25 protein-coding genes are annotated in these 23,794 nt (G+C 37.5%); 13 read left to right on the forward strand and 12 right to left on the reverse strand.

What is annotated here, in order from left to right; translation table 11 throughout:
• Positions 1-129 precede the first annotated feature (129 nt).
• Positions 130-636: an exonuclease domain-containing protein gene (locus ACOMC3_RS08260; protein ID WP_420319065.1), complete on the forward strand. Its 507-nt coding sequence runs from the start codon at positions 130-132 to the stop codon at positions 634-636.
• Here the strand turns inward: ACOMC3_RS08260 and ACOMC3_RS08265 are convergent, their stop codons facing one another.
• The gene (locus tag ACOMC3_RS08265) at positions 637-1,578 is read right to left on the reverse strand and encodes a LysR substrate-binding domain-containing protein (RefSeq protein WP_420319066.1); all 942 of its coding nucleotides are present in this window, start codon (positions 1,576-1,578) and stop codon (positions 637-639) included.
• 197 nt (positions 1,579-1,775) lie between these two features.
• On the opposite strand from ACOMC3_RS08265, the gene ACOMC3_RS08270 reads away from it, so the two are divergent.
• From ACOMC3_RS08270 to ACOMC3_RS08280, 3 genes are all read left to right on the forward strand, one after another.
• Positions 1,776-2,954, forward strand: a complete 1,179-nt coding sequence (locus ACOMC3_RS08270; RefSeq protein ID WP_420319067.1) for an acyltransferase family protein — start codon at positions 1,776-1,778, stop codon at positions 2,952-2,954.
• Between the two features lie 220 nt (positions 2,955-3,174).
• Positions 3,175-4,125, forward strand: coding sequence for a sensor histidine kinase (locus ACOMC3_RS08275; RefSeq protein WP_420319068.1), 951 nt, complete (start codon positions 3,175-3,177; stop codon positions 4,123-4,125).
• A complete protein-coding gene (locus ACOMC3_RS08280) occupies positions 4,122-4,793 on the forward strand; it encodes a LytR/AlgR family response regulator transcription factor (RefSeq protein WP_420319069.1) in 672 nt (223 codons plus the stop codon). Before ACOMC3_RS08275 ends, ACOMC3_RS08280 begins: the two co-directional genes overlap by 4 nt.
• Here the strand turns inward: ACOMC3_RS08280 and ACOMC3_RS08285 are convergent.
• Positions 4,780-5,715, reverse strand: coding sequence for an ABC transporter ATP-binding protein (locus ACOMC3_RS08285; protein WP_420319070.1), 936 nt, complete (start codon positions 5,713-5,715; stop codon positions 4,780-4,782). The two genes, ACOMC3_RS08280 and ACOMC3_RS08285, sit on opposite strands and share 14 nt — an antisense overlap.
• 74 nt (positions 5,716-5,789) lie before the next feature.
• On the opposite strand from ACOMC3_RS08285, the gene ACOMC3_RS08290 reads away from it, so the two are divergent.
• From ACOMC3_RS08290 to ACOMC3_RS08315, 6 genes are all read left to right on the forward strand, one after another.
• Positions 5,790-6,500 carry a flavodoxin family protein gene (locus tag ACOMC3_RS08290; protein ID WP_420319071.1) on the forward strand — a complete coding sequence of 237 codons (711 nt, stop codon included), beginning with the start codon at positions 5,790-5,792 and terminating at the stop codon, positions 6,498-6,500.
• Positions 6,501-6,580: 80 nt separating this feature from the next.
• Positions 6,581-6,955, forward strand: a complete 375-nt coding sequence (locus ACOMC3_RS08295; protein ID WP_420319072.1) for an ArsR/SmtB family transcription factor — start codon at positions 6,581-6,583, stop codon at positions 6,953-6,955.
• Positions 6,952-7,581, forward strand: coding sequence for a mercuric transport protein MerTP (gene merTP, locus ACOMC3_RS08300; protein ID WP_420319073.1), 630 nt, complete (start codon positions 6,952-6,954; stop codon positions 7,579-7,581). Before ACOMC3_RS08295 ends, merTP begins: the two co-directional genes overlap by 4 nt.
• Before the next feature lies 1 nt (position 7,582).
• Complete coding sequence (locus tag ACOMC3_RS08305; RefSeq protein ID WP_420319074.1) at positions 7,583-7,795, forward strand: GDCCVxC domain-containing (seleno)protein; 213 nt, start codon at positions 7,583-7,585, stop codon at positions 7,793-7,795.
• 2 nt (positions 7,796-7,797) lie between these two features.
• Positions 7,798-8,250, forward strand: coding sequence for a hypothetical protein (locus ACOMC3_RS08310; protein ID WP_420319075.1), 453 nt, complete (start codon positions 7,798-7,800; stop codon positions 8,248-8,250).
• Positions 8,251-8,260: 10 nt separating this feature from the next.
• Complete coding sequence (locus tag ACOMC3_RS08315) at positions 8,261-8,626, forward strand: glyoxalase superfamily protein (RefSeq protein ID WP_420319076.1); 366 nt, start codon at positions 8,261-8,263, stop codon at positions 8,624-8,626.
• 7 nt (positions 8,627-8,633) lie between these two features.
• On the opposite strand, the gene trmB is transcribed toward ACOMC3_RS08315, so the two are convergent.
• Complete coding sequence (trmB, locus tag ACOMC3_RS08320; protein ID WP_420319077.1) at positions 8,634-9,296, reverse strand: tRNA (guanosine(46)-N7)-methyltransferase TrmB; 663 nt, start codon at positions 9,294-9,296, stop codon at positions 8,634-8,636.
• A 33-nt stretch (positions 9,297-9,329) separates the two neighbouring features.
• On the opposite strand from trmB, the gene ACOMC3_RS08325 reads away from it, so the two are divergent.
• Positions 9,330-9,857 carry a hypothetical protein gene (locus ACOMC3_RS08325; protein WP_420319078.1) on the forward strand — a complete coding sequence of 176 codons (528 nt, stop codon included), beginning with the start codon at positions 9,330-9,332 and terminating at the stop codon, positions 9,855-9,857.
• Here the strand turns inward: ACOMC3_RS08325 and ACOMC3_RS08330 are convergent.
• From ACOMC3_RS08330 to holA, 8 genes are all read right to left on the reverse strand, one after another.
• Positions 9,854-11,071 (reverse strand): bifunctional folylpolyglutamate synthase/dihydrofolate synthase, encoded by a 1,218-nt coding sequence (locus tag ACOMC3_RS08330; RefSeq protein WP_420319079.1) that lies wholly within the window; start codon positions 11,069-11,071, stop codon positions 9,854-9,856. The genes ACOMC3_RS08325 and ACOMC3_RS08330 overlap by 4 nt on opposite strands.
• Positions 11,068-11,868 (reverse strand): hypothetical protein, encoded by an 801-nt coding sequence (locus ACOMC3_RS08335; RefSeq protein ID WP_420319080.1) that lies wholly within the window; start codon positions 11,866-11,868, stop codon positions 11,068-11,070. Before ACOMC3_RS08335 ends, ACOMC3_RS08330 begins: the two co-directional genes overlap by 4 nt.
• Positions 11,868-12,257: an ExbD/TolR family protein gene (locus ACOMC3_RS08340; protein WP_420319081.1), complete on the reverse strand. Its 390-nt coding sequence runs from the start codon at positions 12,255-12,257 to the stop codon at positions 11,868-11,870. Before ACOMC3_RS08340 ends, ACOMC3_RS08335 begins: the two co-directional genes overlap by 1 nt.
• A 5-nt stretch (positions 12,258-12,262) precedes the next feature.
• On the reverse strand, positions 12,263-12,937 hold the full coding sequence (locus ACOMC3_RS08345) for a MotA/TolQ/ExbB proton channel family protein (RefSeq protein ID WP_420319082.1): 675 nt from the start codon (positions 12,935-12,937) through the stop codon (positions 12,263-12,265).
• A gap of 79 nt (positions 12,938-13,016) precedes the next feature.
• Complete coding sequence (locus ACOMC3_RS08350) at positions 13,017-14,300, reverse strand: SPOR domain-containing protein (protein WP_420319083.1); 1,284 nt, start codon at positions 14,298-14,300, stop codon at positions 13,017-13,019.
• Between the two features lie 60 nt (positions 14,301-14,360).
• Positions 14,361-16,016, reverse strand: a complete 1,656-nt coding sequence (locus ACOMC3_RS08355) for a hypothetical protein (protein ID WP_420319084.1) — start codon at positions 16,014-16,016, stop codon at positions 14,361-14,363.
• Position 16,017: 1 nt separating this feature from the next.
• Positions 16,018-18,975 (reverse strand): tetratricopeptide repeat protein, encoded by a 2,958-nt coding sequence (locus ACOMC3_RS08360; protein ID WP_420319085.1) that lies wholly within the window; start codon positions 18,973-18,975, stop codon positions 16,018-16,020.
• A gap of 31 nt (positions 18,976-19,006) precedes the next feature.
• Complete coding sequence (gene holA / locus ACOMC3_RS08365) at positions 19,007-20,029, reverse strand: DNA polymerase III subunit delta (RefSeq protein ID WP_420319086.1); 1,023 nt, start codon at positions 20,027-20,029, stop codon at positions 19,007-19,009.
• Between the two features lie 33 nt (positions 20,030-20,062).
• Here holA and ACOMC3_RS08370 point away from each other — a divergent pair, with 33 nt between their 5' ends.
• Positions 20,063-22,474, forward strand: a complete 2,412-nt coding sequence (locus tag ACOMC3_RS08370; protein WP_420319087.1) for an ATP-binding protein — start codon at positions 20,063-20,065, stop codon at positions 22,472-22,474.
• Here the strand turns inward: ACOMC3_RS08370 and ACOMC3_RS08375 are convergent.
• Positions 22,457-22,840: a response regulator gene (locus tag ACOMC3_RS08375; protein WP_420319088.1), complete on the reverse strand. Its 384-nt coding sequence runs from the start codon at positions 22,838-22,840 to the stop codon at positions 22,457-22,459. The two genes, ACOMC3_RS08370 and ACOMC3_RS08375, sit on opposite strands and share 18 nt — an antisense overlap.
• Before the next feature lie 185 nt (positions 22,841-23,025).
• Here ACOMC3_RS08375 and ACOMC3_RS08380 point away from each other — a divergent pair, with 185 nt between their 5' ends.
• A complete protein-coding gene (locus ACOMC3_RS08380) occupies positions 23,026-23,793 on the forward strand; it encodes an outer membrane lipoprotein-sorting protein (RefSeq protein ID WP_420319089.1) in 768 nt (255 codons plus the stop codon).
• The last annotated feature ends 1 nt before the right edge of the window (position 23,794 follow it).

The raw sequence follows: 23,794 nt of genomic DNA on the forward strand, positions 1-23,794 counted from the left end.
AACAATTACTTATGCTACTTAAGATACGCTCTTTAGTCCTTATATAATAGCATCATCCTCATATTTATAGATCCGGTTCATTAATCATGTGTGTCCTTCTGGTATCGATTATGTATCTATTTTAGCATTATGAGTCTTGAATCATTTTCAGCGCTGGACTTTGAAACGGCTACCTGGAATCCTGCCAGTGTATGTCAGGTGGGGATAGTGAGAATGGAAAATGGTGAGATAGTAGAAAAGGTTAATCGCCTCATCCAACCACCAAAAAATGAGTATTTCTACAAGAATATAGAGGTACATGGAATTCAACCTGAGGATACAGCAGATGCACCATTATTTGAAGAAGTATGGTTCGATTTTAGGCATTTAATTGAAGATCAGGTAGTGGTTGCTCATAATGCCACATTTGATGTAAACTGTTTAAGAAACAGCCTGGCATATTACGATATTGCTCAACCGGAATTTGAAGTTAGGTGCACACGAGTGATTTATAGAAGAGGATTAGCCTATCTAAGTAAGAAGTACAGAATACCGTTAAATCATCATGATGCATATAGTGACGCTCATGCGTGTGCTCTACTTTATTTAAAACACCTTCAAAGAGAAGCGTTACCTAAAACAGGAAGTTTGTTTTGATTACCAATTGGTAGTAATTCCCGGATCTACAACTTCTCTTCCACCTTGTTCTTTCATCCTAACCGGTATATTGTCTTTAATAGTTTCAGTAAGGGCTTTAAAAAGATGCTCTTTGCCACTAAGTTTCCGACTAACAAAGCCTATCTGACGAATTTTATCATCTAATATGGCTAAATGTTTCTCCTGATCAGAAGCCAAACTTAAAGTGGTCAATTCAGGAAGAATCGTTGCACCTCCATAGTGATCGACCATACGTATGAGTGAATCTATACTGCTACATAAATACTTGAGTTTTGTAGCTGATTTAATGTTTTTGTAGGAGCAGATATCATTTACTTGATCTCTAAAACAATTACCTTCCTCCAAAAGCCACAAGTTTTCAATTTCGATGTTGGATATATTATAGCTCTCAGATGTGTCGAAAAGCTGATCGTTTTTATATAAAAAGAATGACTCGTAGAATAACGGAGTAACTGCTATTCCTTGCCTTTCAATGGGTGTTGATATGATTCCACCATCCAGTTCTCCAAGCCTGATTTGTTGGAGGATTTGTTCGGTTAGCTGCTCATGAACTTCAATGAATATTGAAGGATATGAATTTGTGAACGCATCAATAAACAATGGCACTAAAAATGGAGAAAGTGTGGGTATTACGCCAAGTCTTAACACCCCTTCAAACTCATTACCTAAACTCATTGCATACGCTTTCAATTGTTTGCTTGCAGATACAATTTCTCCCGCTTTCAATAAAAACTTCAAACCTTGCTCCGTAGGCTCAATCTTTGATTTAGAGCGGTCAAATAGAGATACGCCAATTTCATTCTCTAGATTTTTGATCTGCAGACTTAATGCAGGTTGAGTCATTCCAAGAGATTTTGCAGCATGGGTAAATGAACCAAGTCGCTCCAGAGTGAGCGCATATTCTAATTGTTGAAGATTCATAAGTTAAATTAATGACCTTATTAAAGCTATAAACTTATTATATATCCATGATCCCAAACTATTATAATTTTTAAAAGGTTCACGGAACTAAAGCACGCTGACATTTGCTACTCATCACCATTTTTGTGTTGGTCGTCAAGTATTTTTGAACTAAACACATAAAGCAATCAAATTCGATTCCATAAACTCAAAACATTATGGAAAGACGACACGACATTGACTGGTTAAGGGTGATTGCAATTATTCTGGTACTTTATTTTCACACTGCCATGATCTTCACTGCAGAGTGGGATTGGCACATTAAAAATGATGAACTCAGCTATCTGTGGTTAGAATTCAACTTCTGGCTGAGTAGATTCCGAATGCCTCTCCTATTCTTCATTTCCGGATATGGAACATTTTTAGCATTAAGAAAAAGATCACCTTGGAGGTATTTGAAGGAGAGAAGCAACAGACTCCTGGTTCCACTAATTTTTGCGATGATATTTATTGTGCCACCTCAGGTGTTCTTCGAGCGATTATTTGATGGGGAGACTATGAGCTATGCCTCATTCTGGCCCACCATTTTTGAAATGAAGCCCTACCCTGAAGGCAATCTATCCTGGCATCATATGTGGTTTGTTTTGTACTTGTTTATCTATTCAGCTGTTTTGCTTCCGTTTTTTCTCTGGCTTAGGAAAGACAAGGTCAAGAAAACCCTTAATCAACTCATTGAAAAGCACACCTGGATTTCATACGTTCTGCTCATTGTCCCAACGGTTCTTATTTATGTGACTTTCACTGTGTATACAAACCGCACCAACGCCCTAATTGATGATTGGGGATGGGTGACTTATTGGAGTAGTTTTTTCTTAGCTGGATATTTTGCTGGTATCATACCTGCCATGTGGAAACGGATTGAAGCTGACACCCGAAACCTGTTAGGATTGGCATTTCTTAGCACCATTATTCTGAATTACTTCAGATGGAATAGAATCGAATTAGAGGGAGTCAGTGAAACATTTTATCTAATTCTTCTTGCATTATCCGGGTGGTTATGGTTATTATCCATGTTATCTCTTGGTAAAAGATACCTGAACAGGCCACACCCACTTTTAGCATATGCCAATCGCGCCATCTATCCGTTTTATATTCTTCATCAAACCATAATCATCATCATTGGATATTACATTGTGACCTTGGTCGATGAGGGAATTCTTGCCAAATATCTCTTTGTAAGCACAGCCAGTTTCATACTTTCTGTCGCAGGCTATGAATATCTCATTCGTCCATTCCGATTGATGCGCTTCTTATTTGGAGTAAAAGAGCTTCCGAAAAAGGAGAAGCAAAAAGACTTTACTAAATTGGAAGAGCGAGCAGAGTTTAAAGCTGCCTAGACTATTTATTTTAATAAACCTGTCATATCGAATGCAATGAGATATCTATGTTCTATGTAAGACGGCCTATAAATACAAAGATTTCTCCTATCGTCGAAAAGACAGGTTTTAGTTTATTGAATACAAGAAATTAATATCATTGAGAAACGTGTGGACTAAGATATTTCCAGCGATCTACGGATTCATAATTTATGGAACCTTGCGCGTGGTAAATGATACCATGGGCAAGGGCTTTAAATTTTGGGAACGACCACTCTATATCAATGTCATAGAATTTGCTACCGTGATTCTTGTTGGCTACATCTTCACATACATTATTCGAGTTCAGGAGAGAAAGTACTTTAATGATGACGCAAGCGAGCTAACACTGAATCGTGCCGGAAAAGAACTACTGAGTGTCATTGGTGTAGCACTTCTTGTGGTGTATTGTACGATTATTCCTATGGCAGCTGTCACAGACGATGGGTTATCCCTAAGTGACTTGGTACAAATAACTATCATTCCTACGCTATACATTGTGCTCTATTTCGCGATACGAAGAGGTAATTTCTATATTAAAGCTTTCATACAAAGCAAGTTGAAACTTCAGCAAATAGAGAATGACAGACTCAATTCTGAATTGAATTTCCTGAAAGAGCAATTTAGCCCACACTTCCTTTTCAATGGATTAAATAACATTTACTTCCAGATGGACAAAAGTGTTCCTGAAGCAAAGAAGAGCGTAGAAAAACTATCCGAGTTATTGCGCTACAGTTTATATCAAGATCAGCAAAAATTGGTGGACATTTCCAAAGAGGTTGAATTTATCAAGCTCTATGCAGAGGTTCACAGAGTTCGAAAAGATGATAATTTAGACCTACAAATGGATTTTAACACCGACGAAGGCAAGATTTATCCTCATTTATTGATTCCATTGGTTGAAAATGCTTTCAAATACGTGGAAGGTAAAAAACCCGTCATTAATATGAAGCTCAATGCAAAAAAGGAATATGCAGTCTTCACCATTTTTAATTCAAAGCGTGCACTCAAACGTAAGGATGGAGAACGAACTGGAATTGGATTGAATAACCTTCGACGTAGATTGGAGCTTCTCTATCATCAAAATTACGATTTAGAGATTTTGGACGGTGAACAAACATTTGAAGTGACACTTAAATTGCCCATTAAATGACCATTAAGTGCTGTATTGTTGATGATGAGCCGTTGGCCCGTTCAGGTATTGAAGGGTATGTAGAGAAAATTCCATATCTGAACTGCAGTGGGACTTTTAGTTCAGCAATTGATTTGCTTAGTGAATTAGAAATTCTTAATCCTGAGCTGCTTTTTCTCGATATTCAAATGCCGCATTTAACCGGTCTTGATTTTGTTAAAAGTCTGAAAAATCCACCTAAAGTAATATTTACAACCGCCTATGATCAGTACGCATTGGAAGGATTTGAATTGGATGTGATTGATTACTTAATGAAACCAATTTCATTTGATCGATTTTTGAAAGCAACAGAAAAGGCCAAATTGTTACTCAAGGACACCAGGGATTCGTTTTTTGTGAAGACTGATAAGCGAATGGAGAAAGTGCGATTTGATGATATCTTATACATCGAATCAATGCAGAATTATGTCATTGTAAACGTTAACAACGAGAAACTAATAACACACACGACGCTGAAGTCCATGACAGAAAATCTTCCAGAAAACTTTATTCAGATCCACAAACAGTACATTATCAACAAGAGACATATCGCTGCGATTGAAGGAAATCAAATTGTTTTGGAAGGCAATAAGTTACCCATTAGCCGGACTTATCGAGAGAAGGCTTTAAATGCCATTATGAAGGCTTAATCAAGGATACGCCTACCCTATCTCCAACTTGATATACACCCGGCAATGATTGAGCCTGTATCCGTTTTTCATCAACTTCTACCACCAATAGCTCAAAGCTGCCATGATATAAAATCTCCTTTATCACTCCAACTTTACCATGATTATTGAGTGAAAATTGCTCAGGTCTGATAATCATTTGCTGTTTTTCATTATCCATCCATTTGGCCCCATCTATTTCCTGGTAGGTCCCAAATAAACCAGCTACATACGTATTCTTTGGATGTTTATATATTTCTTGTGGAATTCCAATCTGGCAGATACTGCCGTTTTTTAGGACAAGAATTTTATCGGACCATGGAAGCAAATCAGTCGGGTCATGTGAAACCATAAGAATGGTTGTTCCCATCTCCTCACCTATATCATTTATCACTTCTTTGATCACTTGTTCGTGATGCCGATCTAAATTTGTAAATGGTTCATCCAACAATAGAACATTGGGTTCTTTCAGAATAACCTTTGCAAGAGCAACTCTTTGACGTTCTCCTCCAGACAAAGCTCGAGTATCCTTTTTCAGTAAATCTGTAATACGACATAAGCGAGCTATTTCATTCAATCTTTCCGCTGCAATCATGCTTGCATTCAGAAACTCAATGACCTTAATGAATTTGGGTAATTCGAAGGATTGAGATAAGTACGCCATATCGGGATGTCCCGGAATCAATCGATCGAGTTTTGGATAAACGTTCACTCCATCGATTAACACCTCTCCTTCTTCAGGTTTTTCTAACCCACTTACGATTTTCAAAAAGGTGGACTTTCCGGACCCGGTCTCACCAGCTATTCCGATCTTTTGACCTTTAACTATATCCAATTCAGTGCATGCAAATGCGGCTTGATCAGAATAGCTCTTTTTTATATTTCGTAACTTTAGGAAAGACATGATATTATAACACTAAATGGATCATTCAGTTTATTCATTATCATGCAAAGATGTCTCAACATAATTCTATTCATATGAGCAAACCTGACTTTTCTGATCTTTCTGCACTTTATATCAACTGTACGCTCAAAAAATCTCCACGACAAAGTCATACTCAGGGGTTAATGCAAGTATCAATGGACATCATGGAGAAAGAAGGTGTATCGATTGAATACACCCGTTTCGTAGATCATGACATTCCTTATGGTGTCTATCCCGACATGAAAGAGCATGGGTACAATTCAGATGAATTTCCTGTGGTATTCAAGAAAGTGATGAAGGCAGACATTCTGATTATCGGAACACCCATATGGTTGGGAGAAAAATCATCTGTTGCAACGAAACTTATCGAACGACTCTACGGAATGAGCGGCAAACAAAATGATAAGGGCCAATACATCTATTATGGCAAAGTGGGCGGTTGCGTGATTACCGGCAATGAAGATGGGATCAAGCACTGTGCCATGAGCATGCTATATGCCCTACAGCATCTAGGATACTCCATACCACCTCAGGCTGATTGTGGATGGATTGGAGAGGCAGGTCCAGGACCTAGTTACATGGATAAAGAAGCAAAAGCGTATGAAAATGCTTTTACGAACAGAAACACCACATTCATGACCTATAACCTCATGCACCTTGCAAAGATGCTGAAAGAGAATGATGGGTACCCAACTTATGGTAATAGCAGGAAAGACTGGGACGATGGAACTCGATGGAATTTTGAGAATCCGGAGTATAGATAAATAGCTTATTTTAGAATTTTCTTAAATACTGAATCTATAGTTGTATCTTTACGTTTTAGTAATCGCTAAAACATAAAAAGATGAGCAAGACCTGTATTAGAGTATTGGCGGATCCCGTCCAAATTAAGGAATGCAAGGAATCCCTTAACCAGCTTGACGAGCAACTAAACCAAGCTACACAGATATTCAATCTTTCCGGGAATCCTATGAGATTAAAAATTCTCTTTCTATTGCACAAAGAAGGCAAAATGTGTCCTTGTGACCTAAGCGATATACTGGATATATCTGTAGGCGGAGTTTCCCAGCATTTGCGTAAGCTAAAGGACGGGAAGCTTGTCAAAGACAAGAAAGTAGGCCAAACGGTATTTTATTCTCTGGTTGGAACCAATATTCAGATTATCAAACCAGTGTTGGATGGCTTGCTACAGCAGAATCAAAAAGAAGTAATCTCATGAGTGCGACAAATCTATCTTCAAAAAGTGCCAGTGCGGGATTGTTTGCAGCAATCGTAGCTTCACTGTGCTGCATCACACCTGTGTTTTCCTTGCTGGCTGGTATTGGTGGCATTGCAGCCACTTTCTCCTGGATGGAGCCATTCAGGCCGTATCTGATAGTCTTGACTATTGGTATTTTAGGTTTTGCCTGGTATCAGAAACTTAGACCTAGAACCGCAGAGGAAATTGCCTGTGCATGTGATGACGATGTAAAACCTTCTATCTGGCAATCGAAAAAATTCCTGGGAATCATTACCGTCTTTGCAGGTTTAATGCTCTCGTTTCCCAGCTACGCACATATATTCTATTCCAATGGTGGAAATCAGACACCTACCACATTAATTGAACAAGACACAACCAAAACAAATAAGATTGTCTTAGATGTAAAGGGAATGACCTGTGCAGGATGCGAAGCTTCCATCGAACATAAGGTTGGAATGCTTCAGGGTGTGAAGTCTGTAGATGCCATCTATGCGGAAGGTTCTGCCACCATAGAGTATGTACCATCAAAGCTCGAAGAAAAAACAATCATAGAAGCAATCAATAAAACGGGATACACAGTAATTGAGAAGCCAAAAGATGAATAAGATGGAGAAAGAAGCAGTTTTACAATCCACCATCACCTGTCCGAACTGTGGACATCAGAAAGAAGAAACCATGCCTACAGATGCATGCCAGTACTTCTATGAATGTGAAAATTGCCACCAGGTGTTGAAGCCCAAATCAGGTGATTGCTGTGTGTACTGCAGTTATGGTACTAAGAAGTGTCCACCGATACAAAATGGAACCTGTAATTGCTGATTATGGATACAGGTCAAAAACCGGTTTACAAGGCGCGCATGATAGGGCGAATTTTTAGATTCAGCCTTGGGCTATTCTTTGTTACGGAAGTTTGGCCAGTATATCGTGATGTTAGTTGGGAGGGAGTCTTTATAAGACTTTCATGGGCTATCGGCCTACTTGCTTTTTATGCCCTTCTTCATTTCGCTATTGTTCGATTTACACCAAAAATGGATCGGGTGCTTGGAGCTATTTTGGCTTTCGGTCCATTCCTTGCCGTTTTCTTACTTGGGTATGGAGGGCCAGCAGCTACTGGAGCTTTAACCTTTCTATCCGCTTCCTTAATACTCGCAGGTATCCGAGCAGACCCGGGCTGTGAAGTGATGACAATACCAGCTATCTTTTCAGGTAAGCATACGCATTTAGCATGCCTTCTTTTCTCTCCCATCGATTGGTGTGAAAGGAAAATGAACTAATCAAGTCAACATGGAAGCGTCAGAGATAATCCCTGTTCTAAGAATATTTGACTATAAAAAAACCATTGAATTCTACGTCCATTGGTTGGGATTTAAAATTGATTGGGAACATCGCTTTCATGATGATGCACCGATCTACATACAAGTTTCAAATGGTAATATGATACTGCACTTGACAGAGCATCATGGCGACTGTTCTCCAGGAGCGAAAGTCTTTATAAACTGCAGTGGCTTAAAGGAATTCCATAAAGGCCTCAAAAAGAAGAACTACAAATACAACAATCCTGGTATCAGCAAAGCTCCATGGAAAGATCTCTGTATGGAGGTTACAGATCCCTTTCATAATAAATTGGTGTTTAATGAAAAAAGATATTAAGGAGAAATCAATCAATTAAAAACCTAAACTTCATGTACTTGATCTTTTCACCTTTTTCAGTCCAGATACGCTCATATTTGGTTTTAATGTCGTGGTGATCTTCCAGTAGTGGCGAGTTGTACAGATCGAAGGTGAACTCATGGTCTTTAATCTTGAAGTCTGCCAATACCTGAAGTGTATATTCAAATAACTCCGTATTATCTGTTTTAAACTTAAACCAGCCATCAGGTTTTAGAATCGTTCGGTATTTCTCAAGAAAAGATTTATTTGATAAACGATGTTTTTCGTCTCGATCCTTGGGTCGGGGATCCGGAAAGGTCAGCCAAATTTCATCCACTTCACTATCTCCAAATAAACTAAGAATTTCAATTATATGAGTCCGTAGAAAAGCGACATTTGTAAGCTCATTCTTTTGTGCATACTGGCTACCACGCCATACACGATCCCCTTTTATATCAATTCCAATGAAATTGCGATTAGGAAATTTTTCTGCTAATGATATGGTGTATTCTCCCCACCCGCAGGCCAGCTCAATAACGATATCATTATCATTTTTAAAAAAGCTATTCCACTGGCCTTTAATTTGATCATACGATTCTTTGCCTGGTTCTATGACATTTTCACTTGCTTTATTTTGGGCAAACTTTTCTAACTTATTTATCTTACTCAATGTATAACCAGTTCAATTAAAAAATCTCCAACTATGAAATCTCAAATACTCACCTCCATCTTAATGATTTTTTCACTCTACATCTTCGCTCAGGAAGACGAAGCAACGGTTGTGAAAGCAGTAGATGAACTCACCATCAACTGGGACAATGAAGCTGAGAAGCTGCAAACTTATGAAGGCTTAGGCAGTTTTTGCGGTGAATCTGTTTATCGTAAGAAAATTATTGCAATGCTTGATGAAATTCATCACTATGACACGCTACTTTATGGCATTGTAACTAGAAAATTTGAAGCCAATCAGGATCAGGAAGCAAAAGCAACCCTTGATGATATCCAAACCCTTGAAAGCTACTACACTACCAGATCATTCAGAGATTTCATTCATCAGGAGTGTAATACCTATAATGACATTGAAAAGAATCTTGGAAGAGCTAAAGGTCCAGAATACGAAAAAGAAGTGAAAGCGCTGGAAGATGAACTCAAAAGGTATGTGGTTGAAATCACCAAGCAAATAGATCTAATTGATGAACATGTGCACCATCTGCATTTGGGAGAAGATTAAAGTCCATCAACCTCTGCCACCACGAAGGTGCTACCCGTAACAAGTATCATATCGTCAGGCTGCACCTTTTCTTTTGCATTCCTGATGGCATCATTTACTTGCTTGAAACAGTCTCCTTCGATTCCATGCATCACGCCCTGAATGGCCAATTCTTCTACAGGAAGTGCTCTGGGAACAGCAGATTGTGTCCAATAGATTTCGGCACCTTTTGGAATGATTGTGAAGATTGATTTTAGGTCTTTGTCCTTTACTGTACCAAATACCAGATGCAATTTGCCGTTGCAGATTTCCTTGACTTGAGTGAATAGCAGTTTTAAACCATCCACATTATGACTGACATCTGCAATGACTAATGGATCTTTTTCTAGGATCTGAAGTCTGCCCTTCAATCCTGTTAAATCATTGACATTCTCAATTCCTGCTGTTATATGATTTGAAGTCACATTCCAGCCTAACCTTACCAGCTCTTTAGTAACGGATTCAATCCCACCTAAATTTTTCAAAAAGTAATCAGCCACCATTCCCTGTGGTTTGAGTGTTGAGTTACCTGCTTTTATCAAAGTAGCCTGATTATTTTCTGCGATTTGTTTAAATACTGGTTCCGTTTCAGGTAGCGTCTCTCCTATCACCACCGGAACATGTTTCTTTATAATTCCAGCCTTTTCAGCGGCAATCTTATCCAGTGTGTCTCCCAACATATCCATGTGATCATAACCAATATTGGTGATCAGACAGACCTCTGGAGTGATTACATTCGTGCTGTCGAGCCGACCCCCCAATCCGGTTTCAATTACAGCTATATCCACTTGCTCTCTTTGAAAATAATCAAAGGCCATAGCCACAGTAATCTCAAAAAAGGATGGCTGAATATCTTCTATTTGTGATCTGATTCGGTCTACAAAATCGATCACAAAATCCTCAAAAACTTCTATACCGTTTATTTTGATTCTCTCAGTGAAATTCTTCAAATGAGGAGAAGTATAAAGCCCCACCTTATATCCGGCAGTTTGCAAAATAGCAGCTATCCCGTGCGCACTAGTCCCCTTCCCATTAGTACCTGCAATGTGAATACTTTTAAATTTTTTGTGAGGATTATTAAGTTGTTCCATCAATTTGATGGTGTTAGTAAGGTCTGCTTTATAAGCTTTCTTACCTATCCGTTGATACATTGGCAATCGAGTATATAAATACTCGAGTGTCTCTTCGTAGGTCATTTGGATTTTATAATGAATGTGATGGTACCTGTTGAGACAGGGGCCGTTTTGTAATCGGCAGTTTTGCTAAATGTTAATTTCTCAACAGCTGCTCGATATTTTCTTTCAACTGTTGGGGATACTGTGGAAGTAATGGTTTGAATCTTGACAAGGTATCCATCCTGATCAACAGTGATTTTGTAAACGATTTTACCAGAATCGTCGGATTGATCATCAGGTTTTGGCTTGAAATCCCATATCCATCCGGACATGGTAAGATTAGCTCCTTCTGAATCTCCTGAATTAGTCCCCTGACTTCCATAAATGGCACGGCTGTCTATTTCTTTTTCTTCTTCTCCCTCTGAAGGATTGTCGCTTTTCTTCTCAGATTCAGTTTCCGAAGGAGTCATTACAGCTCTTGAATCCACAACATTCTCCTCTTCTTCTACAACCTCTTTTTCTTCAACTTTTGACTCTTCAACCTTAATTGGTGACTCTACTTCAGAAACGGTTTCCGGTTGTTGATCTACGACTTCTGAAGATGTTTGCTGTTCAGATTGCGTTTCTTCAACCGGCGTGGTTTCCTCAACAATTTCAGCATTTTCTTCTTCTGGGGTTATTTCTGATGGAGCAGACGTACTTGAAGCTCCAGCAGAAGTAGTAAATCCGAGCTCTATGCCATACTCCGGTATCGGAGGAAATGGCTCTTTCCACGCAACAATGAAATAGAATAAAATCAAAAGTACTAGCTGAACTCCTACTGAAGTCAACCAGCCGATCCGTTTATTCTTTTCCTCTTGTTTTTCTCTTTCTTCCATCACTCTGGTTTCGTTGCAATCGAAACTTTGGCTTTTAAAGAAGTAGCTATTCCAGCCACCTCAACTAATCGTTCTACAGGTACTGAAGCATCACAGTGTAATACTACAATTCCTTCATTTCCACTAAGGTTTGATCTTAAAACAGATTCTAAACCAGAACGATTCACTCGCTTATTATTTACAAAGTAGCTAAGGTCTTTTGTGATTGTTACACTCACCTTTTGCATCACAATCTCTGATGATTTTGAAGAAGGTAAATTGACCGGTAATCCTGAAGGGGTAATAAATGAAGCAGTTAGCATAAAAAAGATCAATAACAGAAAGATGATATCTGTCATTGATGACATGCTAAAACTCGCATTCACCTTATGTTTAGATTTCAAATCCATCAGATCTATTTTTTAGGTTCTTGTAGTAGATCTATGAAGTCTATAACGTTGTACTCCATCGTATGGATGACTTTACCTACTTTAGAAACCAGGTAATTGTATCCGAGATAAGCCAAAATACCCACAAAGAGTCCAGCTGCCGTAGTTATCATTGCTTCGTAAATTCCAGATGAAAGTAATTTAGGACTGACTGCACCTTCCTCTTGTGCAATTGCAATGAATGCTTGAATCATTCCGGTAACCGTACCTAGAAATCCTATCATGGGAGCAGCACCCGAAATGGTAGCTAGCAAATTCAGATTTTTCTCTAATCTGTAAATTTCAAGTTTGCCAACATTCTCAATGCTTACTTCGATGTTTTTGAGTGGATTTCCAATCCTGGAAATTCCTTTCTCAATCATTCTCGCTACGGGGGTATCTGTTTTACCACAGTGCACCAATGCACCATTTATATCTCCGGCTACCACCATAGACCTGATCTGATCTTTAAAAGATTCGGGTGTTTTAGAGGCAGCATTTAAGGTACGGGTACGTTCTACGAAAATGTAGATTGCCACCATCCAAAGCAGAAGAATGGGTAGCATCATGTAGCCACCATTCATAACAAGTTCCAGAAGAGAAATGGTCTCTTCTGACTCCAATCCCTCAATCAAAGGATCTTGCATAACACTAATAAGCATATTGTTCTTTTATCTTGAGTTTAATGAATGGATATTCCCATTCAATCAGATTGAACGTAAAACTTGAAAGGTTAGTACACTAGTACCTCAGAATCCAAATATCATCTCCGTATTCTCCTTTAAGTCCGCCAACCGCACCTTGTGCTTCAGAAAGCGTACCATAACCAGAAATTGCTACCCTATGAGTAATTGCATTCCCAAATGGAGGAATCACTGAAGGACTTTTCCCTGCATTGGAAAGCTTATTTGCATAGTCCATTGCCATATCACCATCCAAAAAGCTTCCTATGACAATATAGTAATTGCCAGTACGATCACTTAATGCATTTACAGTACCTGGGTTTTGTTGCACTTGTTGCGTCTGCTGGCGTGCAGGTTGTGTATTTGCAGGAGTATTATTTCTTGGTTGATTATTAGGCTGTGCACTCGCTTCGCTTGCATCTTCTGACTCATTAGATCCTGAATCTTCAGTTTCAGCTGGAGTTGCTGTTTCTTCAGCAGGTTTCTCCTCTTCCGGCTGTTTCGCAACTGGTCTTTCTACTTTTTCAGTGACTGGTTGTTCCTCTTCTCCATCACTTGATTGATACCAAAATAGGAATACCGCACCTAGAGAGGCGAAAATAAGGATTCCAAAGACTACTACTTTTATGAACTTAGATTTACTTTCAGCAGGTGCGCTTGCATCTTCAAATGAAGACATATCACCTGAATCATCATCTTCCGTATCACTCAATTCTTTCTCAAACTGAGCAAATTCATCTTCATCTAAAACATCACTATCGAATACCGAATCGGAGATATCATCTCCATCGTCACCCATATCAGATGACTCAAAATCATCAAAAGACTCTTCTTCATAGAAATCTTCCATTTCTTCTTCGGATGGATCATCTGAAGAATCATCAGATGCTAAATCTTCATCAGAGACATCCGGCATATCATCATCTTCCATTGAAGCTTCAAGCTCTTCCTTTGATATTTGATCTGGAATCTCTTCATCATCCATACCCAAATCACCCATATCTAAATCATCCGTGTCAAGGTCATCTCCCAAATCCAGTTCATCACCTAAGTCTAAATCATCACCCATGTCCAAGTCATCGCCATCACCGAGATCCAAGTCATCAGTCATATCTGAATCATCCATGGATTCATCCTCAAAAACAGAATCATTGGTAGTTTCTTCTTCTGGCTCTGGAGTCTCTTCCGGAACTTCTGCTGAAGGTTCTTCTACTTTTTCTTCCTGATCAGCGCTATCATCATCATCCAGCGCTTCATAATCTAGTTCTGGAAGACCGAAATCCTCATCATCACCGAAGAAATCGTCATCATCTGTGTTCTTGTTCTTATCGTCTGTAGCCATAGGTTTGTTTTATTGACCGAACCAAGATAAAATAAAATTCATTATTAGGAAATATTAGTATCAGAATCGGTACTGACCACCAATTTTGAATGCGAGTCCTCGGATCGGGTACCCCAAATATCGCTCGTATTCATCATTAAGCAAATTATTTACATCAATGAATACCGAAGAACGTGGTGTTAATAGATATTTTGCCCCTAAACCAGCATCTATAAACGGAGCTAGCTTAACATAACCAAAATTCACATTGGCCGGACCTCTTATACCTCCCATACTAGTGAAATATGCTGATACAATAAGTTTTTCCTTGATATTATGGCTTGTGTAAGCTTTCAAAATATAGGCTGGCTTATGCCAGGGTCTATCTAGATTAGTTAATCCAAAGCTATTTATCATCAAACTGGCTCCATAGTTACTCACAGCATTAGGCATGAATGAAATGCTTGAATTCAGCGAAAATAGGTTTACAGACTCTGAATCATATGTCAATGAATATTTACTTGAATCTTGTGCTGAAGAAATAAAGAATGGAAGCCCATTAAGTGAAGAATTGGTTATGGAAATGCTTAAAAACATATTTTCAATTGGATTACCTTCTAATCCACCTCCAATGACCAATTTGCTTTCAGTATTTACGATAAGCAATGAATCATCAAGAAAATTGTTTTCAGTGATGATGCGATTTAAACTATTCCAGGTAATTCCTCCTTCAACTTTGCCAAAGATTGACCAAGATTCTGAAAGTTTATAATCTCCCTTTAATCTAGGATATATAGATGTGTTTGAAACCTCATTCACATTGCTGCTTGATACCATAAAGCCTATATCAAGACGAAGTGCATCTTTCTTATAGACCAGGTTAGGATTGATATTTAAGAGCGATCGATCATAGGTTAGCCCTCCTTTATAGGTAGATGTTCGTCCGTTAATGTTAAGACCAGCAGTAAAAGAATCATCAATCTTAAATTCAAGCCCAGCATCTACCCCAATAACAGATTCAGAGTTATCAGATGCAGAAAGAGAGGCTGTTTGAGCTGTGTTTGTGAATATTGGGGTTATATAAGCTTCTACATCATCATTATTCCATCCAATTTTAATGTTCGTTTTGAAATTATTGATGTTGCCCTCATCCGGTTCTGATGAATCAAATCCGGTATTAACTCGATTTGCATTTCCATAAAAATTATAACTACTCCCTATATATGATATTGAAGGAATTACGACCCAATTTTCTTTCTTATAGGTTGATGATACGTCTATTCCACCGTCTGCATTCCCACTGTTTTCACCATTCACAGGCCCTGTTTTAAAACGCTCATAAAATAGTATTGCCCGGTTGTCCCAATTTCTTATTGACTTAAATAGTCCAGCCTCAATCAAGGGTGAATTGAAATTACCATATCCGAGCTTTACATAATTTTGATAGGATGCCTCTGGATAGGTGGAGTTGTTTACTTGAAATGGAACATCCGATTTATAGTCTGGCCATTCAAAATCTGGTTCTGAAACGTCAAACGATAGGTTTAATGGTGAATTATCAAATGATTTCAATTGACTTCTCAAGAAGATCTTATCAGCTAGAGGTAGAATGATCTTCTTTTCCTTCTCTATGATAACCTCTCCTGTTAGAATCTCACCACTGGTTTTTGTGGAATCACTCTGCGCTATTGTTGGAGTAACAAGTATTAATAGAAATAATAAAGTAATACACCTCATGTTACTTATCATTTTGGACCGTGCTATCTGCTTCAATAACGTTTTGTTCGATTTGATCCAACAGTCGCTTCGATTGAGATTTAACATTCTCATTTTTAGCATGTTGAGTAATTGATCTTAAAGTCGCTTTTGCCTGAAATAATTCACCACTTGCAATGTAATTCTGAGCGATTAGCAAATAAGATTTATCAATCCAGTCCTGATAACTCCCAAAACGCGCATTCAGGTCGAATAATGTATTTAGTGATTCTTCATATTCGCCGCGATTATATTGAATCAAGCCAATGGAATAACTTGCTTCAACAGCATACACATCTTTACCTTCCTTGAGTAGTTCGTATTGAACAATTGCTTCTTCTGTGTTTCCTGTATTTTTCAGACTTTTAGCTTTTGTTAAAATTGCCTCCTGTTCTCCATTCAATGGTTTCCAATCACTTTGCAAAATGCTTGCTGCCTGATTGATTGCTTCAGTGTATTGTTCATTTTCGAAGTATAATTTCATTAAACCATATTTCGCATTGTAAGTGTCTTTTAGAGATAAATCCAAGTCAAGAAGCAGTTTATAAGCTTCTTCTGATTCCTTATTGTCTTTTAGTAGCAGATTGATCTCTCCTAACCGATTCAGGATTCGTCCTGTATACATGTTTCTGATAAACTTAAGGTCACTCAATTCCTTCTCAGACTCTTTGAGTTTATTCAAACGATAATACGAATCACCTAAGTAATACTTAGCCTCAATCTTATTTGTACTGCCAGGATAGTTATTTAAAAACTTTTGGAGTGATTGAGTGGCTTCTTCGTAAGCAAAATCAAAATATTGACGCTTTGCGGCTTCAAACTCAATTACTTCAAGGTTGTCATTGTTAGGGTTAGCTTGCTTGTATTGATTGATATACCCCTCAAGATCATCGACTGCTACACCTAATTGCTGTAATTCCTGTAAACCTAATATTGCATTGAAAGCAATTTCATCTGTTGGGTATTTTTTCAGTATTGTCTCATAATCATCTTTCGCATTTTCAAGTTCCCCAATATTCTTATGAGAAATTCCCATATTCAAAATTGCTTCGGGAACATAAGGAGAATCCTGAAACCTACTCCTTACCTGTTTAAAGTAGCCAATGGCTTCTGGAAACTGGGCTGCTTCAAATTTTATCATCCCACATTCAAAGCGTGCAGCACCTCCAAAACGCGAAGAGCTAAATACCTTGGTGAAAGCATCAATAGCCTCTTGACTCCTATTCAAATCTTTTAATGTTTTGCCCATCTGAAAGGTGATATATGCGGAGTTCAATTGATTATTGATTCTCCGATAAATCGAATATGCTTCATCATATGATTTTGTGGCGAACAGACAATCAGCGAGACGTATGCTTGCATCTTGATTAATTTCTGATTCGCTGGCATTTCTTGCATTCCTAAAATGATTGAGAGCGTCATCATATTTCCTTTGATTGAAATATGCATAACCAATGCCATAATGTGAAAGTGGATCTATGAGTGTCTGCTGTTGATATAAACCCAATGCTTCATCAAAATCACCTTTTCTTGAAGCAATTTCACCTAAATGGTAAAAGGCTTGGTTTTTTAGTATGATGTCTGGTGTGTATTTCAAGCTTTCATTGAACCAGCCTTCCGCAGCATCAAATTTTCCATCATTGAAAAGTAATAGTGCCTTTTGAAATGAAACCGCCTGGTAAACTTCCCTTTGTGTGGCAGTATTTACACCAATAGATTTTAAATGCTCAATAGCTAAATCATAATTTGATGTTTTAAGGTACGACTGGGCTATTAAATTTTGAATTTCCACTTTCCACTGACCTTCCTTGAAATATTTCAGGTAGTCGGTTGAGTAGTGAATTGCATCAGTGAAATTTCCAAGTTTTGCGTTAATTCTGGCTACTTGAAAGTAAGCCTCTTCTTTCATTGCATCTATGGTTGAACTGGACGCCTCCATATAAGCAAATAGTGCGTTTTCAAATTCACCCTTTTTAAGGTAAAGCCTCCCTAATTGGAAGGCACTCAACTGAGCGTATTCTCCACCTTGAATGCCCGCTTCTTTCAGGTATTCTATCGCTTTTTCTTCATTACCAATTTTAAACTTTGCTACGCCTGCCTGATAGTATAATGCTGCAGTAGGACGCGATGGATGTAATTCGATCGCTCGTTGGAAATAAGCATCAGCTTTTTGCACAACTTGTTTTTGTCCATATGCTTCACCAATGATTTGATGGAAACCAGAATTTGTTAATGTACGATCATCCGAAAGTTCACTTTGAGACATGTTAATCACTTCATCAATCTCACCTTTTTCTAATTGGATCTTTGCAATGAAAAATTTTGAAGAAGTTTCAAATTCAGAAGCTTCTGCAGATTTTTTAAATCCCCTAAGAGCTGCAGCAAGATCACTTAAGTGATAAGCAGCAAAAGCTTCATAATAATCCAGTGCCTTTTGATCTGGATAACCATGTTTGCGGCTAAATTGAAATAGACTAATTGCATTTTTATAATTCTCTTGATCCAATTGAATGAGGCCATATATGTATCCATATGATGCTCGATCAGTGGTTGATAATTCAGATGATGCAATAGCAGCTAAATATGATCTACTTCTGACCGTGTCCTGCTGATAAAAAAAGTATTCACCTAAATTGAAAGAGACTAAAGGAGCAATAGGATGATTTAAATGATTGTTGTACCATCGCTCTATTTTTGAAACATCCCCATTTCCTGTTTTTAACTCACTTAGTAGAAGTAGAATCTCTTCACTATCACTCAGGCTTTTTTTGGTGCTTAGATTACTTACTACATTTTTGTACTTCTGCGTTTGAAATTCTTGGAACGCTTTCAATCCCTCATATTTTTCACTTGAGGTAGCATTTTGGGCTGTGAGTACATAAGTTGTGAATCCTAAAAGGAGGCAGAAAATCTTTTTTAACACCATTCTGTTTTTGACCATCAATCCAACGAAATTTTTGAAGCAAATTGTGTCAGTTCATCAATTTATATACCAATTCTGTTAAAACAGGACCTTCTTTTTTTGTTGCATATCCAATCCCCTTTGATTGTAAATCTGCTTCATGTAAATATTTAATGTTTTGAACGACCTTACCTAATGGATAATTATGGGCTGCCTGCAAGTATTCTTTCACGAAAAATGGGTTAACACCAATTACCGAAGCAATTGATTTTTCATTTTTATCTGGTGAGTGATGTACTAAGAGCAGTTTGCTGAAATAAGAAAATAAACTGTAGATCGTAAGCACTAATGGGTTATTCCCCGGATTAGAAGCAAAGTAACCAGCTATTTTGTGTGCTTTTTGTCTGTTAAGGGCACTAAGCGCTTTTTGAAGCTCAAAAATGTTATAGTCTTTACTGATCCCTACATACCGCTGTACCATTGCTGAATTAATCTTTTCTCCCTTCTTTACATTCAGTAAAAGTTTTTCGATTTCATTCGCGAGTCGCTGAAGATTGTTTCCAATGTTTTCAGAAAGCATCATTATTGCAGCATCCTCTATTTCAACCCCCTGTGTAACGCAATGTCTCTTAATCCAATCAGGCACTTGATTATCGTAAAGTTTTTTGGCATGAACAAAGACTGAATTTTTCTCTACGACCTTTCCAAATTTGGTCCTTTTGTCAAGCGATTTATACTTATAACCGAAGACAAGGATTGTGCTGGTTAAAGGGTTTTCGAGATAGTTGATAACCAAACTTTGTTTATCCTCATTTTTCCAATCTCGCATTTCTTGTGCTTCCTTTACGATAACCACCTGACGATCACCCATCATCGGATATCGACGAGCAGCACCAATTACATCTGTAAGTGTCGTATCTTTGCCGTAAAGAACAAGTAGATTGAAACTTTTTTGACTTTCATCAAGAGCGTTATTTTCAATATTTTCAATAATATTGTCAATAAAGAATGTTTCTTCACCTTGTAGGAAATAGACTGGTGCGAAGGAACCGCTATTAATATCCTTTAAAATTTGCAAATAGTCTGATGCCATATTCCAAAGGTAAAGGCTACCATAGATATTGGAATGAGGAAATATATATTTCTATTCTTAATTACACTGTCAGTTCATTTCTCTGAAGCCCAAAGCGACCGAATGGACAGCCTCATTTCCTTGCTTGAAAGCTTTGAAATTAGAGATTCCTCCTATGTAAATGCGATTAATGAAGTAGCTTTTGAATTAAGTATGACTGATCAACAACAGTCTATTTATTATATTAATCAAGCGATAAGTATTTCTAAGAATATAGGATATGAACAAGGCCTGATACGAGCAACAACAATAAAAGGAAGTAGCTTTTTAGTTGTAGGTCTTCCTGATCAGGCGCTCTCCTATTACCTCGAAGCTTTAACGTATAATGTGGAGAAATTCCCACTAGATCATGTACGGTTGAATAATAACATCGGTGAGGTATATCGACGCAAAGGTGTTTTTGATTCTAGTCTTGCATATTTTAATCGTGCCTTAACACTCGCTCAAACCAAACTACCTCAATATCAGCCGGTAATTATATATAGTAATTTAGGTGAGGTAAGCCTTATGAAAAATGAGGTAGAGATGGCTGAACGATATTTCAGGCTGTGTTTGGATAATGCAGTAAGTTCGGATCATTTCCGAGGGATCGGTTATGGATATTATGGACTTGCAGAGTGTGCATTCATTAAAGAGTTACAATTAGATGCGATTGACTTAATGAGAAAATCCATCATTAATAGAAAAATTGCCGATCATAAACGAGGGTTGATTCAGTCATACCTCAAAATGGGAGATTATTTTAATCATTACCGAAGCTACCCCGATAGTGCAGTGTTTTATTGGAAAAATGGGGAATCGCTTGCTAAATCCTTTGAGGCAAATGACCTACTCAATGAAGCATATGAGAAATTGTATTCCTTTCTCCTTGAACAGAACAAAATCAGTGAAGCAGCCTATTATTTAGAAAAACACAAAAACTTAGGAGATAGCATTCGTAATGCTGAGTTTATTTCTAATGTGGAAAAAATGAAAGCTGCGCTTCAATCTGAGCTCATAGCCACAGAAAACAGACTTCTAAAACAACAGCAACAACAACTTAAAGTCGAAGAGGAGGCTCGCCTCATGGTTATAATCTTGGTCATCATCATTGTAGGGGGACTTGCATACTCTACTTATCAGTACCAAAAGAGACAAAAGAGGATAAAAGACGCAACGATTGAATCTCAGTTTACCAATACGCTATTACAGCTTTCAAAAAATATTCATAAGGATGACCTCAATCTGAAATTATTTATTGATGAACTTTTACATGTTTCCAGACTAGCGATTAAGTGTGATCGAGCAACCTATTGGATTATGGATAATGCAAAGCAATCAATGGTCCTAAATGGAATAAGTGCAAGAAATAGAATTCCTAGAATTCCCAGAACTGAGATTTCATTCAGTGAATTTCCTGTTTTTTTTAATGATTTTATTAAAAGCCGAACATTGGCTGTTAACCAAATAAGTAAAGATGAGCGATTGGTTGACATTTATTCAAGATACTTTAAAGAAGCAGAGATTGAATCTATACTCAATGCCCCAATAATAATAGACGGTGAGTTTGCTGGTATGATTTCTTATTCAATGGTTAGGAATGTTGTTCGAGAGTGGAGTGTGAATGAGGAACGATATATCGCCTCATTGACAGACCTTATTATTGCGGCAATTGCTAAGAACAGGAGTAATACTCTTGAATTTGAAAAGGTAGAACTCATTCAAAAGCTAAAGAGTAGAAATAAAAGTTTGCAAGAATTCAATAGTGTCATAAGTCACAATCTAAGAGAACCGCTTACCCAAATCATTGGTTTTTCTGATTTACTGAAAAATGAAAAGGAAGTGAAAGTGTCTGATGATATTGTTGACAGAATAGGCATTGCTTCTAACAGGATAGATAAAGTAATAAAAGAGCTTAGCACTGTTCTGAATGTAAGAGATCCAGAACCTTCTGATTATCGAGAAATTTCTTTTGAACGAATTATTAAAGAAGTTCTTGATCTTTTAAAACCAGAACTAAAATCTAAAAATGTTACTATCGAACAGCATTTGGATGTTAAGAAAATCAAGTCGTTTAGACCTTTCCTTGTTGATGTATTTTATCATATTTTAAGCAATTCTTTGAAATTCTCAGACCCTTCTAAACGACTCAAGATCGATATCAAAACATATCAGGATGAGCTGCATAAATATGTGGTCATTTCGGATAATGGAAGGGGCATGGATTTGGATAAAGTGAACGACCACTTATTTAAAATGTATCAACGATTTCATTTGGATGTTGATGGCAGAGGTATGGGTTTGTTTATTGTGAAGTCAAGAGTTAATACTCTTAACGGTTGGGTTAGAATTGAAAGTGAAGAGGGATTAGGCACAGCAGTAACCATGGAATTTCCGCTAGAAGATACCTTAGTTAAGGTAGTTTGATACCAATTCATTGATCATCTCAATAGAAAGTGGTTTGGCCATATATTCAATAATGCTATTTTTTTCCTCTGCCATTTCTTTATCAGCAGGATTAATTGAAGAAGTTAAGATCACAAATTTGTTTCCATTTTGTTTTTGTAACATTTGATATCTGTCCAAAAACTGCCAACCATTCATTATCGGCATATTGATATCTAATAACACCAAAGATTCATCTTCTTCATCTTGATTATTTGAGAAGAAATTCAATGCATCCTGCGCAGAATCAAAAGAAACCACTTCATCAACCAACGCAGCTCTTTCAATAATCAGTTTGTTCAGATAGTTGGTTGTTTCATCATCATCAATCAACACAATTCTTTTCATCCGATCTTCCATTTGCTAGTAAGAAAAATTACAACACAATATTATTCAATTTTGAAAATTAATAAATATAATAATTGGCATATAATGCAAAAGCCCATTTAATTGTCTTAAAAACCATTTAGCATTTTTTAAAACAGGTACATCAATTCATACACTTAAATTACATCCTTATTAATTCTAATATCATGAGAAAATTAACACTACTAGTTGCCTGCGTGGCAGTATTTACATTATCAGCAATAGCACAAGATGTCACTGCAGATGAAATCATTGAAGGATACCTGGAAAACACAGGTGGAAAAGACACCTGGAAAACCTTGAAAGGGACAAAAATTATAGCTAAAGTCAATCAAGGAGGAATGGAAATTCCACTTGAAATAGTACAGCTTTCAGATGGACGCCAATACACTAAAATTACTTTTCAGGGTATGACTATCATGCAAGGTGTTTATGATGGAGAAACACTTTGGAATACCAATTTTCAATCCATGAAAGCTGAAAAAGCTGATTCAGAAACCACTCAGAATATGAAGTTGGATGTAAACGATTTCCCTGATTCATTCATTGATTATAAAGAAAAAGGCTATTCAGTCGAAGTAATGGGTACTGAAACGATTGACGGTGCGGAAACATACAAATTAAAGCTTACCAAAGAACCTAGAATGATGGATGGACAAGAAGTAGAAGATGTTTCCTTTTATTATTTCGAGACTGAATCCTTTGTACCCTTAGCCGTAGATCAAGAAATCAAAATGGGGCCACAGGCAGGATCTATTGGTAGATCTACTATGAGTGATTATCAGGAAGTAGAAGGTCTTTACTTTCCATTTGCCATGACACAAGGCATTAAAGATGGACCTACTCAGCCTCTAATGATTGAATCGATTGAAGTGAATCCTGAGGTAGAGGATGCTGTATTTGCATTTCCAGAGCAGACTGAGAGTGGTGAATAAA

The organism is Ekhidna sp., from assembly GCF_965212185.1.
Lineage (GTDB): Bacteria > Bacteroidota > Bacteroidia > Cytophagales > Cyclobacteriaceae > Ekhidna.

Excerpts from the sequence above, each read along its gene's own strand:
- ACOMC3_RS08370 (WP_420319087.1), top strand. The coding sequence starts at position 20,063 with ATGAGGAAATATATATTTCTATTCTTAATTACACTGTCAGTTCATTTC.
- ACOMC3_RS08305 (WP_420319074.1), top strand. The coding sequence starts at position 7,583 with ATGGAGAAAGAAGCAGTTTTACAATCCACCATCACCTGTCCGAACTGT.
- ACOMC3_RS08280 (WP_420319069.1), top strand. The coding sequence starts at position 4,122 with ATGACCATTAAGTGCTGTATTGTTGATGATGAGCCGTTGGCCCGTTCA.
- ACOMC3_RS08270 (WP_420319067.1), top strand. The coding sequence starts at position 1,776 with ATGGAAAGACGACACGACATTGACTGGTTAAGGGTGATTGCAATTATT.
- ACOMC3_RS08295 (WP_420319072.1), top strand. The coding sequence starts at position 6,581 with ATGAGCAAGACCTGTATTAGAGTATTGGCGGATCCCGTCCAAATTAAG.
- holA (WP_420319086.1), bottom strand. The coding sequence starts at position 20,029 with ATGGCATCAGACTATTTGCAAATTTTAAAGGATATTAATAGCGGTTCC.
- ACOMC3_RS08380 (WP_420319089.1), top strand. The coding sequence starts at position 23,026 with ATGAGAAAATTAACACTACTAGTTGCCTGCGTGGCAGTATTTACATTA.
- ACOMC3_RS08330 (WP_420319079.1), bottom strand. The coding sequence starts at position 11,071 with ATGACCTACGAAGAGACACTCGAGTATTTATATACTCGATTGCCAATG.
- ACOMC3_RS08315 (WP_420319076.1), top strand. The coding sequence starts at position 8,261 with ATGGAAGCGTCAGAGATAATCCCTGTTCTAAGAATATTTGACTATAAA.
- ACOMC3_RS08355 (WP_420319084.1), bottom strand. The coding sequence starts at position 16,016 with ATGAGGTGTATTACTTTATTATTTCTATTAATACTTGTTACTCCAACA.
- ACOMC3_RS08275 (WP_420319068.1), top strand. The coding sequence starts at position 3,175 with ATGGGCAAGGGCTTTAAATTTTGGGAACGACCACTCTATATCAATGTC.
- ACOMC3_RS08325 (WP_420319078.1), top strand. The coding sequence starts at position 9,330 with ATGAAATCTCAAATACTCACCTCCATCTTAATGATTTTTTCACTCTAC.
- ACOMC3_RS08360 (WP_420319085.1), bottom strand. The coding sequence starts at position 18,975 with ATGGTCAAAAACAGAATGGTGTTAAAAAAGATTTTCTGCCTCCTTTTA.
- ACOMC3_RS08335 (WP_420319080.1), bottom strand. The coding sequence starts at position 11,868 with ATGGAAGAAAGAGAAAAACAAGAGGAAAAGAATAAACGGATCGGCTGG.
- ACOMC3_RS08310 (WP_420319075.1), top strand. The coding sequence starts at position 7,798 with ATGGATACAGGTCAAAAACCGGTTTACAAGGCGCGCATGATAGGGCGA.
- ACOMC3_RS08340 (WP_420319081.1), bottom strand. The coding sequence starts at position 12,257 with ATGGATTTGAAATCTAAACATAAGGTGAATGCGAGTTTTAGCATGTCA.
- ACOMC3_RS08260 (WP_420319065.1), top strand. The coding sequence starts at position 130 with ATGAGTCTTGAATCATTTTCAGCGCTGGACTTTGAAACGGCTACCTGG.
- ACOMC3_RS08290 (WP_420319071.1), top strand. The coding sequence starts at position 5,790 with ATGAGCAAACCTGACTTTTCTGATCTTTCTGCACTTTATATCAACTGT.
- merTP (WP_420319073.1), top strand. The coding sequence starts at position 6,952 with ATGAGTGCGACAAATCTATCTTCAAAAAGTGCCAGTGCGGGATTGTTT.
- ACOMC3_RS08265 (WP_420319066.1), bottom strand. The coding sequence starts at position 1,578 with ATGAATCTTCAACAATTAGAATATGCGCTCACTCTGGAGCGACTTGGT.
- ACOMC3_RS08350 (WP_420319083.1), bottom strand. The coding sequence starts at position 14,300 with ATGGCTACAGACGATAAGAACAAGAACACAGATGATGACGATTTCTTC.
- ACOMC3_RS08345 (WP_420319082.1), bottom strand. The coding sequence starts at position 12,937 with ATGCTTATTAGTGTTATGCAAGATCCTTTGATTGAGGGATTGGAGTCA.
- ACOMC3_RS08375 (WP_420319088.1), bottom strand. The coding sequence starts at position 22,840 with ATGAAAAGAATTGTGTTGATTGATGATGATGAAACAACCAACTATCTG.
- ACOMC3_RS08285 (WP_420319070.1), bottom strand. The coding sequence starts at position 5,715 with ATGTCTTTCCTAAAGTTACGAAATATAAAAAAGAGCTATTCTGATCAA.